The organism is Inquilinus sp. OTU3971, assembly GCF_038440215.1.
Genome location: NZ_JASATH010000069.1, coordinates 24,847 through 35,943 on the forward strand (window position 1 = coordinate 24,847; position 11,097 = coordinate 35,943).

An 11,097-nucleotide genomic window follows, 5' to 3' on the forward strand; every position below is an offset into this window, starting at 1 on the left:
GGCCCGGCGGCGGAACTGACCGCTTCGCTGGCCGGTTGTTGCAGCACTGCTGGCGCAACCACGAGGACCGTCCGATTCCGTCGATCATCGCCGCCGCCGCACCGACGCCGCACGACCCGCTGGCCGAGGCCTTCTATGCCGAAGCGCTGCGCGAGCTGGCCGCGACCGGCCTGCCCTTCCTGCTGGCCGGGACCTACGCCGTCAGCGCCTATACCGGCATCTCGCGGCCGACCAAGGACCTGGACGTCTTCTGCAAGGCCGGCGACAGCCCACGCATCCTCGGTCACTTCCACGACCTCGGCTATTCGATCGAGATCGAGGACGAGCGCTGGCTCGGCAAGGTGCACAAGGGCCGGCACTTCTTCGACATCATCTATGCCTCGTCGAACGGCACCATGCCGGTGAACGACCAGTGGTTCGAGCACGCCCGCCAGATCGAGGTGTACGGCACGACGGTCCGGATCGTCGCCCCGACCGAGCTGATCTGGTCGAAGGCCTTCATTCAGATGCGCCACCGCTACGACGGCGCCGACGTGATCCATGTCATCTTGAAGCAGCACGACCAGATCGATTGGCAGCGGCTGCTCGGCTACATGGAGCTGCATTGGGAGATGCTGCTGGTGCATCTGCTCAACTTCCGCTGGGTCTACCCGACCGAGCGCAACCGGGTGCCGCGTTGGCTGATGGACGAGCTGATGGACCGGCTGCGCCACCAGCTCGACCTGCCGCCGCCGCAGATGAAGGTGTGCCGCGGCCGCATGCTGTCGCGGATCGACTACGCCACGGCGGTCGAGGAATGGGGCTTCGCCGATGTCGGCGGCGAGGGCGACTGGCGGGATGCGTGAAACGAGACAGGGGACCGACCCATGGCGGAGAAGGAAAAATTCACCGTCGCCGCGATCGGCGACATCCATGTCAAGGAGCAGTCCGATCCGCTGCGCGAGATGTTCGGCGAGATCGCCCAGGCGGCCGACGCGCTGGTGCTGTGCGGCGACCTGACCGACACCGGCACGATCCGGCAGGCGGAGCGGCTGGCCGAGGATCTGCACGCCTGCCCGATCCCGGTGATCGGCGTGCTGGGCAACCACGACTACGAATGCGGCGAGGTCGAGACGGTGCAGTCGATCCTGACCCAGGCGGGGCTGCGGCTGCTCGACGGCAGCGCGGTCGAGATCGACGGCGTCGGCTTCGTCGGGGTCAAGGGATTCGCCGGCGGATTCGGCCGGCGGATGCTGGGCTCCTTCGGCGAGCCGGAGACCAAGGAGTTCGTCGCCGTGGCCGTGTCCGAGGCGATGCGGCTGGAGAACGCGATGCGGACGGTGAAGACGCAGCGGGCGATGGTGGTGCTGCATTACGCCCCGATCTCCGAGACGATCGAGGGGGAGCCGCTGGAGATCTACCCCTTCCTCGGCTCCTCGCGCCTGGCCGAGACGATCGACCGCTTCACCGTCAGCGCGGTGGTGCACGGCCACGCCCATCGCGGCGTGTATCAGGGCCACACCCCCGCCGGGGCGCCGGTCTACAACGTCGCCTGGGCGATCGAGAAGCCGAGCGGCCGGCCCTATGCGCTGATCGAGCTGTGAGCGGGCCTGAACGGAAAGGGCCGCCCCGCGGCGGCCCCTGCCCGTCGATTACCGCGGCGTCACCAGGTGCGGATATCGCCGGTGTCGACGTGGACGAAGTTCGAGCGCGGATAGTAGCCGACGCCGCCGGCCTGGAGCCCGACCGCATTCCGGCGCAGGCTCGCCAGGCTCATATTCGGCATGAAGATGTCCGCCGCCTGGCCCTGGATGTGCAGGGAGTTGCGTGCGACGCCGCGGCTGCGGCGGGCCAGCATGGCGTTGGTGGCGCGGGAGCGGTAGCCGCAGACGACGTGGATCGGCTCGTCCGATCCGCCCTTGCGCTGCAGCGAATTGAGGATGTCGAGCAGCTTCGGGTCCATCACCCGGACCTCGTCCGACCGCCAGTCGCGCAGGAAGTAATTGAACTTCGCCAGGACGTCCGGATTGTACCAGCCGTCGACAAAGTACTCTTCCTTGATTTCAACGAGATTATGGGCGTCGTAGAGATGGAGCGTTCGTCGATTGGTGGCGGCCAGGGCTGAGAGTGGTGCGATTGGCGCGGCGGCGACGGCTGCGATAGCCCCGGCCGACATCCTCAGGAATTGCCGTCTCTGCATCGTTCCCGCTGCTCCTAACCTTCACTAACCGCGCATCCGGCATTTCTGACGCTTTACACGCCTATACTCGGCGCCGGGCGTTTGATGGCGTCCTTTGTGAAGCAGGGCGAAGCGGGAATCAACAGTTTCTTCCAAGCTTTACAGAGAAAGTCTGTGACATAATGGCAACATTGTGGTAGATGTGTCGCATCTTTAGTGAAGGTAAAAGTAAAACTGCTGAAAATCATAATATAGATTTTACACTCATTCGAAATCATCAAGGTGAAATAAAAACGGGCGACCGAAATTCGGCCGCCCGTTGGAGCAACGTCTGAATCGTACGATGATTTCAGCGGGAGGATGCGAGTTGTTCGCGCCGGGTTTCACGGGCCTGGAGCGCTGCGATGACCTTGGCGTCGATGCCGTAGATGTCGTCGCGGAACGCGACCTCGCCGCTCTGATCGATCCACGCGGTCTGGTAGACGAGGTAGAGCGGCATCGGAGCCGGCAGGTTGATCCGAGTCGTCGGGGTCCAGCTGCCCATCACCCGGTCCCGCCGTGCCGGCGACCAGTCGGGCGATCCGTCGAGCAGATAGTCGGCCAGCCAGATCGGGTCCTGCAGCCGCACGCAGCCATGCGACAGGGCGCGGTTGGCGCGCTGGAAGTAGCTCTTCGACGGCGTGTCGTGGAGATAGACGCTCCAGTTGTTCGCCATCATGAACTTGACCTTGCCGAGAGCGTTGCCCGGTCCCGGATCCTGCCGGATGCGCAGCGACCGCATGGTGCCCGAGCCGACGCCGTACCAGTCGACATAATCGGCGCTCATCTCGCGCGAGCCGCCGCCCCAGCCGGAGAACAGCCGGTAGTTGCGGCTGGCGAGGTAGCCCGGATTGTTGCGCAGCTTCGGCAGGTACTCCTTGGCGGCGATCGAGGGCGGGATGGTCCAGGTCGGGTTGAACTCGAGATAGGTCAGGGCGCTGTTGAACAGCGGCGTCTGGTTCTTGGGCTGGCCGACCACGACGTCCATGGTCCGCACCAGCTGGCCGTCGGCGACGACGTCCATGGTGAAGGCGGCGATGTTGACCATCAGGTAGTCGGGGCCGAGATCGTCCGGCAGCCAGCGCAGCCGCTCCATGCTGGCGACGATCTGGTTCATCCGCTCCGGCCCCTGCCGGTTCAGCATGGCCAGGGTGGCTCGGCCGAGAATGCCGTCCGGCTTCAGCCCGTGCTTGATCTGGAACTGTTCGACCGCAGCCACCAGCTGCGGGTCATAGAGGTGGCTCTGGTCCGCAGGATCGCCGACAAGCTCGCCGGTGGCGGCCAGGCGGGCGCGCAGCACCGGCACCCGGTCGCTCTCCTCACCCGGGCGCACGCTGTTGCCTGCCGGGATGGTCGGCCAGCCGGCCTCGGCCAGCGTCTCGAAGCCGCTGAGCGCGCCCTTGAGCTGCTGATACAGCGCATGCTTCGGCGCCAGATCGGCCAGGAACCTGTCCGGATCGGGCAGCATCGACGCGGCGGTGGCCAGGGCGGCCCGGTCGACCGGCTTCGGCGTGATGTCGAAGGTCGGGTCGATCTCGCGCGGCACCAGCCGGCCGGCATGGACGTCGACGCCGTAGCGCATCACCGCGGCGCTGAGCAGGATCTCGGTCGCGACGACGTCGTCGGCATCGGCGGAGCGGGTCAGATCCTTCAGCGAGTCGACATAGTAGTCGGACGGGACCAACCCCTCCTCGCGCGCCTTGGCCAGGCGCGCCACGATCGGCTCGACGCGCGGGTCGAGCCGCCCGTCCATGTCGATCCACAGCGGGAACCAGCCGCGGCCGGCATAGAGGTCACGCAGCTCGCGCGCCTTCAACACCACGCCGCCGACCGTGATCGTGTCACCGTCGCCGATCGCCGCCTCGATCGCGGCGCGCGGGTCGGACAGGGCGGATGCGTCCAGTGACGCGGCGGCTGGCGTCAGCCCGGCCTGTGCCGCGGCCGGCAGGGCAGCCGCGCCGAGCAGCAGGGACAGGATCGGGACAACGAGGCGTCGCATCGGTGCTCTCCAGCAATCTTTAGATACGTAGCGCGGCACAGGGGCTAGAGGAGTCCTTTTGCCGTGATGCGATCGTGAAAGTCACACAGCGTTGCTGCATAGCAACATAATCATTCAATTTTATCAATATCCTCCTAGAGGCTAGCCGCGGCTTTGCCCTTCCCGCCCGCGGGCCACCCGCTTAGGGTACGCACCATGAACGCCGCCACGCCCCCTTCCGTCATCGACGCCGCCAAGGGTCGTCACCCTTTGCGCTCGCTCGCCCCCTATCTCTGGCCGGCCGGCCAGCTGGAGATGCGGGCCCGGGTGGTGCTGGCGGTGCTGCTGTTGATCGCCGCCAAGGTCGCCAGCGTCTACACCCCGATCTTCTACAAGGACGCGATCGACGCCCTGTCGCTGAAGGGAGGGCTGCCGCTGATCCTGCCGATCGGCATCATCCTGGCCTATGGCGCGGCCCGCGTGCTGAGCCTGGCCTTCGGCGAGCTGCGCGACGCGATCTTCGCCAAGGTGGCACAGCGCGCCATCCGCCGCACCGGCCTCGCCACCTTCCAGCACCTGCACGCGCTGTCGCTGCGCTTCCATCTCGACCGCCAGACCGGCGGCCTGTCGCGGGCGATCGAACGGGGCAATGCGGCGATCGACACGCTGCTGCGCTTCATGCTGTTCAACATCCTGCCGACGCTGGTCGAGATCCTGTTCGTCGTCGCCGTGCTGTGGTGGATCCTCGACCTGTGGTTCGCGCTGGTGACGCTGGCCACCGTCGTCCTCTACATCGCCTTCACCCTGTGGGTGACGGAATGGCGGACCAAGTACCGCCGGCAGATGAACGAGACCGACCAGGAGGCCAACACCAAGGCGATCGACAGCCTGCTGAACTTCGAGACGGTCAAGTATTTCGGCAACGAGGACCATGAGGCCCGGCGCTACGAGGCGTCGCTGATCCGCTATGAGCGGGCGGCGGTGCGCAGCCAGGTGTCGCTGTCGCTGCTGAACATCGGCCAGGCCGCGATCATCGCCATCGGCCTGACTGCGGTGATGTGGATGGCGGCCGCAGGCATCGTCGAGGGCCGGCTGACGGTCGGCGACTTCGTGCTGGCCAACACCTATCTGATCCAGCTGTACCTGCCGCTGAACTTCTTCGGCTTCGTCTACCGCGAGGTGAAGCAGGCGCTGGTCGACATCGAGAAGATGTTCTCGCTGCTCGGCGTGCCGCAGGAGGTGACGGACGCGCCCGGCGCCCAGCCGCTGCAGGTGCAGGGCGGCATGGTCAGCTTCACCGATGTCGAGTTCGGCTACGACCCGCGCCGCGCGATCCTGAAGGGCGTCACCTTCAGCGTGCCGGCCGGGCACACGGTCGCCATCGTCGGCCCGACCGGGGCCGGCAAGTCGACCATCAGCCGCCTGCTGTTCCGCTTCTACGACATCACCGCCGGGTCGGTGCGGATCGACGGCCAGGACATCCGCGACGTCACCCAGGCCAGCCTGCGCGCCGCCATCGGCATCGTCCCGCAGGACACGGTGCTGTTCAACGACACCATCCGCTACAACATCGCCTATGGCCGGCCGGGGGCCAGCGACGAGGAGGTGGTTGCGGCGGCGCAGATGGCACGCATTCACGATTTCGTGCTGCGACTGCCCGACGGCTACGAGACCAAGGTCGGCGAGCGCGGGCTGAAGCTGTCGGGTGGCGAGAAGCAGCGCGTGGCGATCGCCCGCACCATCCTGAAGGATCCGGCGATCCTGCTGTTCGACGAGGCGACCTCGGCGCTCGACACCAACACCGAGCGCGAGATCCAGGCCAATCTGCGCGAGGTCAGCCGCGGCAAGACCACGCTGGTGATCGCGCATCGGCTGTCGACCGTGATCGACGCCGACGAGATCATCGTGCTGGCCGACGGCCGCATCGCCGAGCGCGGCAGCCACGCCCAGCTGCTGGCCGAGGACGGCCGCTACGCCGAGATGTGGCGCCGGCAGCAGGAGGCGGCGGAGCGCGGCGAGCTGGTCACGCCGGACCGGCCGAACCGCGACCCGGAGATGGTCGCGGCATCGTGACGGTGCGGCAGGAGTTCGGTTGATGCGTGCTTCCAGCCGATGGCTCGCCTGGTGCCTGCTGCTGCTCGCGATGGCCTGCTCCCCGCAGGCCCCTGCGGTGGAGGCGTCATGGCCGCTGCCGCAATCGGAGTTGTTCTCGCAAGCCTTCGGCCCCGGCTTCACCGTCACGCCCCCTGATGGACCGATCCAGCTCTCGGGGCTCGATATCGGCAAGCTGGCCGTGCCGAGCGGCCGGATCGTCGCCTGCGACCCCTTCCTGTGCGACCGCATCGAGGCCTTCAGCCGGCGCGTGCCGGTGGGCAAGTTCCCGGTCCAGCTGGCCGTGGCGCGGCTGCAGCACGACGACGAGCGGGTGGCCTTCGCCCGCATCCTCTTCGCCGACCGGCCGGTGGAGCGCTGGGAGATGGCGCTGCGGCCGGGCCAGACCCTGAAGGACCTGAAGCCGGGCTACATCCATGGCTACGGCATCGACACCGGCACCGGCGCGTTCATGGACGCGGCCGCCCAGGCTCCCTATCTGGCGGCGACGGCGGACGAGGCGGCCACGATGCGGCTGGTCGATGTCTTGAACAATGCTCCGGTCGGCAGCCGAGCCTGGCTGCTGCGCCCATACGGGCACGCCAATGTGGCGATGTTCTCGTCGGGCTGGGGCGACGGCTTCTACGCCTCCTATTTCGGCCTCGACAGCGCCGGCCGCGTGGTCGCGCTGGTCACCGATTTCGGCGTGGTGGAGTGGCTCGCGGGGAAATAGGCTCGGCAGAACCGTCCGTCAGAGTCGGGAACGGCTACGGAAGGGGATCATGGGCATCGCGAACGGCGTTCTGGAGTGGATCAGGCGTGCCCCGCTCCTGGCGGGGCTGCTCCTGGTCTCGGCTTGCGTTGCCTCTGAGAACGGACAGATACCGCCATCGGCCCTGATCGGCAGTGCCTTCGAGGGCGGAGCCAGAGCCCGGGTCATCGCCGACGGCAAGCCGGTCGAGTTTTCGACGATCGCCATCGGCGATCTCGACATCCCCAGCGGTCGCATGGTCGTCTGCGATCCGTTCGCCTGCGAACCTGGTATTCCCTTCACGAGGCGCGTTCCCACCGGCCGGTTCCCGGTGCAGCTTGCGGTGACCCGGACGCCCTCGGGCGAGCAACGGGTCGCCTATGCCCGCGTCCTGTTTTCCGACAGGCCGGCGGTGCGCTGGGAGATGGCGCTGCCGCCGGGCGAGTCCCTGGACGGCTCGCAGACGGACTACGCCTTCGGCTTCCCGGTCGAGACGGGCACCGGCAGCTTCATGGACGCAGCCGTCCAGGGGCCGTACCTGACAGCGGCCGCCGATCGGAACACCAAGCAGCAGCTCATTGCGGCGCTGAACGAGCGCCAGGCAAGCGGCGTGGCCTGGCTGGTCCGGCCTTTTGGACCGGGCAGCATCGCGATGTTCGAGACCGGCTTCGGCGACGGCTACTACATCTCCTATTTCGGCCTGGACGACGCTGGTCGGATCGTGTCCTTGACGGCGGATCTTGGGGTGATCGAACGACCGCGCCGCTGATGCGGGTCGGTCGCGCAAGTCCTCACCGTCTCGGGACGTCACCCTGTCGGGCGGTCAGTGCCGGCCGCTACGCGGCCGGCGGGCGGCCGGTGCCGCGCATCAGGATCTGCTGATGCGTGCCGGTGATCTGGGCGTGGAAGGCCAGCGCGGCCTCGGACAGGTCGGAGTCCGGCCGCTGCTCCGGCTCGAAGTTGCGGAACTCGTCGACGCCGCGGACCAGGGTCGCCGCGTCGTGGGTGCCGACGATCTGGCGGACATAGGTCGGCAGGTAGCGGATGGCGAAGCCGATCCGGCGCCTGGCCGACGGGTTCGGGTCGGAGCCGTGGATCAGCCGCACATGGTGCAGCGACATCTCGCCGGGCTGCAGCTCGAGCATCCGGGCCTTCGCCTCGTCGACCTCGACCGCGATCTCCTGGCCGCGCGACAGCAGGTTGTTGGCGGCGAAGGTGTCGCGATGCGGCACCTGGTCCAGCAGGTGGCTGTCCGGGATCACCCGCATCGCCCCGTTCTCGGCGGTGCTCTCGGACAGCGCCACCCAGGCGGTGACGATGTCGGCCGGGTCGAGGCCCCAATAGGTCGAATCCTGGTGCCAGGAGACGAAGCCGGGGTCGCGCGGCTCCTTGATGAAGAAGCTCGAACCCCAGACCAGGATGTTCGGGCCGATGATATCCTCGACCGCATCGAGGATGGCGGGATGGCGGATCAGCCCGTCCAGCCAGGTGAACAGGAGGTGGCTCTTGTGGCGCATCGGGCCCTTCAGCGTCCCGTGCTCGCTCTCATGCGCTTCGAGATGGCGGCGGATCTGCAGCGCCTCGTCGGTCGAGAGCGCCCGGATCGGGGCGACATAGCCGTGCGTCCGGTAATGCTCCACCGCGGCCGAGGACAGCATCTTCATGGCGGCTCCTCCGATGGCCGGCATCTTTGTGATGCGCTAATTTCATTGGTGTCTGTATGATTTCAAATATGGAAGACCATATGGATCGTGATGTCAACGCCGACGACAAGGATGGCGCCAAGCCCGGCGCCCCGGCGCTGGAGAAGGGGCTGGACCTGCTGGAAGCGCTGGCGGCCGAGCCCGGCGGCATCAACCAGAAGTCGCTGGCGGCGCGGGTCGGCCGGTCGGTCGGCGAGATCTTCCGCATGCTCGGCGTGCTGGAGCGGCGCGGCTATGTCGCCCGCGATCCGAAGACCGGCGAGTACCGCCTGACGCTGCGGCTGTTCCAGCTCGGTACCCAGCACCCGCCGACCCGCCGCCTGCAGCAGGTGGCGCTGCCGATCATGGAGGGGCTCGCCGCCCAGGTCGGGCTGGCCTGCCATCTCAGCATGGCCAGCGGCGAGCATTTCCTGATCCTGGCCCAGGCCGAGCCGGACCGGCCGATGGGTTGGACGGTGAAGCTCGGCGCCGTCTTCCCGCTGTCGATGCATCTGGTCTCCGCCCGCATCCTGACCGCCTTCCAGCGCGAGCCGCGGCGCGGCGAGATGGTGCGGGTCATGGCGCAGCGGGACGAGTTGCCGGCCGACGACATCCTGGCGCGGCTGGAGGGCATCGCCGCGGCCGGCCACGACATGGCGCCGAGCGAGACCGCGCCCGGCCTGACCGACATGAGCGCGCCCATCCTCGACCCTTCGGGGCTGGCGGTCGCCGCTCTGACCCTGCCCTTCCTGCCGCAGCGCGGGAACACGGTCTCGCCGGCGGAGGCCCTGGCCGCGCTGCAGGACGCGGCCGCCCGCATCTCGGAGCAGATCGGCGGGTCGGCCGGCTGAAGTTGGACGTAGGCCGGCCAAATCGCCTAGCCTCCCTGCGCGGGACGATGCGCGAGGATTCGGACGGTGACGGCGGAGACGATCGAGGGCATGGCGGCGCAGATCCGGGGCGGCGACCGCCGTGCCCTGGCCCGCGCCATCACCCTGGTCGAATCCCGCCGCGCCGACCACCGCGAGCGCGCCGAGGCGCTGCTGGAGGCGCTGGCGCCTGCCGCCGGCGGCGCCGTGCGGATCGGCATCTCGGGCCCGCCCGGCGTCGGCAAGTCGACCTTCATCGAGGCTTTCGGCCTGCATCTGACCGGCCAGGGCCACCGCGTCGCGGTGCTGGCGGTCGACCCGTCCTCGCAGCGCTCCGGCGGGTCGATCCTCGGCGACAAGACGCGGATGGAGCTGCTGACCCGCGACCCCGCCGCCTTCATCCGCCCCTCCCCGGCCGGCACCACGCTGGGCGGGGTGGCGCGGCGGACGCGCGAGACCCTGCTGCTGTGCGAGGCCGCGGGCTATGACGTGGTGATCGTCGAGACCGTCGGCGTTGGCCAGTCCGAGACCGCGGTGGCGCAGATGGTCGACGTGTTCCTGTTGCTGCTGCTGCCCGGCGCCGGCGACGAGCTGCAGGGCATCAAGCGCGGCATCGTCGAGGTCGCCGACATCCTGGTGGTGAACAAGGCCGATGGCGACCAGAGGGGCGCCGCCAACCACGCCGCCGCCGAATACCGCCATGCCCTGGCCCTGCTGCGCGGCAGCGGCGGCTGGACCCCGCCGGTGCTGCAATGCTCGGCGCTGGAGAATCGCGGCATCGACACGGTCTGGGACACGATCGGCAAGTTCCGCACGCAGATGGGCGAGGCTGTGGCCGGGCGCCGCGCCGAACAGGCCCGGTCCTGGCTGTGGCGCGAGCTCGGCGACGGCCTGCTGGACGCGCTGCGCGGCCATCCCGCCGTGGCCAAGGCCCTGCCGGCGCTCGAAGCCGAGGTCGCCGCCGGCCGCCTGCTGCCGACCGCCGCGGCGCGACGGCTGCTGGAGCGGTTTCTCGGGGGCTGAGGCCGCTGATTGACACAGGGTCGGCGTACTCGCACCCTTTCGGCCGGGGGACTTGCCGATGCGGCACTCAATTGCGGCAGCACTCATCTGCGCCGGGCTGGCCGGCTGTTCGGAGCCGCACCGCGTCGAGGCTGTTTGCCCGCCGCCGGAATCCGACGTGATTGTGATCGTCCATATCTCGACCGGATTGGTATTCTTCGACTCTGGCAGCGCCCAGTTGGACCAGCGCGCCGTGGACTATCTGGACAGGATGGAACCAGCTACCTGGTTCAGCTGTGCAGATGCAGTTGCCATCACTGGCCACGCCGATCGAGTGGGCTCCGCCGCCAGCAATTTGGAACTATCACTGCGCCGGGCCGAGACGGTGCGCAATGCCCTGGTCGCCCGAGGTGTGCCAGACAGCTTGCTCTCCGTGCACGGCGCTGGCGAAACCGATCCGTTCGTGCCCACCGCCGATGGGGTGGCGCGGCCAGAGAACCGCCGTGTGGAAATCCTTCCCTATTAGC

The 11,097-nt window shown here is 68.2% G+C and carries 11 protein-coding genes; 8 read left to right on the top strand and 3 right to left on the bottom strand.

From position 1 onward, the window contains the following. The first annotated feature begins 35 nt into the window (after positions 1-35). A complete protein-coding gene (locus AAHM41_RS18395) occupies positions 36-845 on the top strand; it encodes a hypothetical protein (RefSeq protein ID WP_342238020.1) in 810 nt (269 codons plus the stop codon). A gap of 21 nt (positions 846-866) precedes the next feature. After that, on the top strand, positions 867-1,583 hold the full coding sequence (locus AAHM41_RS18400) for a metallophosphoesterase family protein (protein ID WP_342238021.1): 717 nt from the start codon (positions 867-869) through the stop codon (positions 1,581-1,583). A gap of 59 nt (positions 1,584-1,642) precedes the next feature. Here the strand turns inward: AAHM41_RS18400 and AAHM41_RS18405 are convergent, their stop codons facing one another. Together AAHM41_RS18405 and AAHM41_RS18410 are read right to left on the bottom strand one after the other, a co-directional pair. Next, on the bottom strand, positions 1,643-2,179 hold the full coding sequence (locus AAHM41_RS18405) for a DUF882 domain-containing protein (protein WP_342238022.1): 537 nt from the start codon (positions 2,177-2,179) through the stop codon (positions 1,643-1,645). Positions 2,180-2,507: 328 nt separating this feature from the next. Then, positions 2,508-4,196 carry a L,D-transpeptidase family protein gene (locus AAHM41_RS18410; RefSeq protein WP_342238023.1) on the bottom strand — a complete coding sequence of 563 codons (1,689 nt, stop codon included), beginning with the start codon at positions 4,194-4,196 and terminating at the stop codon, positions 2,508-2,510. Positions 4,197-4,391: 195 nt separating this feature from the next. On the opposite strand from AAHM41_RS18410, the gene AAHM41_RS18415 reads away from it, so the two are divergent. Genes AAHM41_RS18415 through AAHM41_RS18425 form a run of 3 tightly spaced genes read left to right on the top strand, consistent with a single transcriptional unit; the run spans position 4,392 to position 7,786 of the window. Further along, positions 4,392-6,248 (top strand): ABCB family ABC transporter ATP-binding protein/permease, encoded by a 1,857-nt coding sequence (locus tag AAHM41_RS18415; protein WP_342238024.1) that lies wholly within the window; start codon positions 4,392-4,394, stop codon positions 6,246-6,248. 22 nt (positions 6,249-6,270) lie between these two features. Then, positions 6,271-6,999 carry a DUF4241 domain-containing protein gene (locus AAHM41_RS18420; RefSeq protein ID WP_342238025.1) on the top strand — a complete coding sequence of 243 codons (729 nt, stop codon included), beginning with the start codon at positions 6,271-6,273 and terminating at the stop codon, positions 6,997-6,999. A gap of 49 nt (positions 7,000-7,048) precedes the next feature. Then, positions 7,049-7,786, top strand: coding sequence for a DUF4241 domain-containing protein (locus tag AAHM41_RS18425; protein WP_342238026.1), 738 nt, complete (start codon positions 7,049-7,051; stop codon positions 7,784-7,786). A 67-nt stretch (positions 7,787-7,853) separates the two neighbouring features. On the opposite strand, the gene AAHM41_RS18430 is transcribed toward AAHM41_RS18425, so the two are convergent. Next, complete coding sequence (locus AAHM41_RS18430) at positions 7,854-8,681, bottom strand: phytanoyl-CoA dioxygenase family protein (RefSeq protein ID WP_342238027.1); 828 nt, start codon at positions 8,679-8,681, stop codon at positions 7,854-7,856. A gap of 80 nt (positions 8,682-8,761) precedes the next feature. Between AAHM41_RS18430 and AAHM41_RS18435 the strand changes: the two genes are divergently transcribed. The 3 genes from AAHM41_RS18435 to AAHM41_RS18445 all read left to right on the top strand — a co-directional run bounded on the left by AAHM41_RS18435 (position 8,762) and on the right by AAHM41_RS18445 (position 11,096). Continuing rightward, positions 8,762-9,550, top strand: a complete 789-nt coding sequence (locus tag AAHM41_RS18435) for an IclR family transcriptional regulator (RefSeq protein WP_342238028.1) — start codon at positions 8,762-8,764, stop codon at positions 9,548-9,550. 66 nt (positions 9,551-9,616) lie between these two features. Beyond that, the gene (gene meaB / locus AAHM41_RS18440) at positions 9,617-10,591 is read left to right on the top strand and encodes a methylmalonyl Co-A mutase-associated GTPase MeaB (RefSeq protein WP_342238029.1); all 975 of its coding nucleotides are present in this window, start codon (positions 9,617-9,619) and stop codon (positions 10,589-10,591) included. Between the two features lie 58 nt (positions 10,592-10,649). After that, positions 10,650-11,096 carry an OmpA family protein gene (locus AAHM41_RS18445; protein WP_342238030.1) on the top strand — a complete coding sequence of 149 codons (447 nt, stop codon included), beginning with the start codon at positions 10,650-10,652 and terminating at the stop codon, positions 11,094-11,096. Position 11,097: the final 1 nt, after the last annotated feature.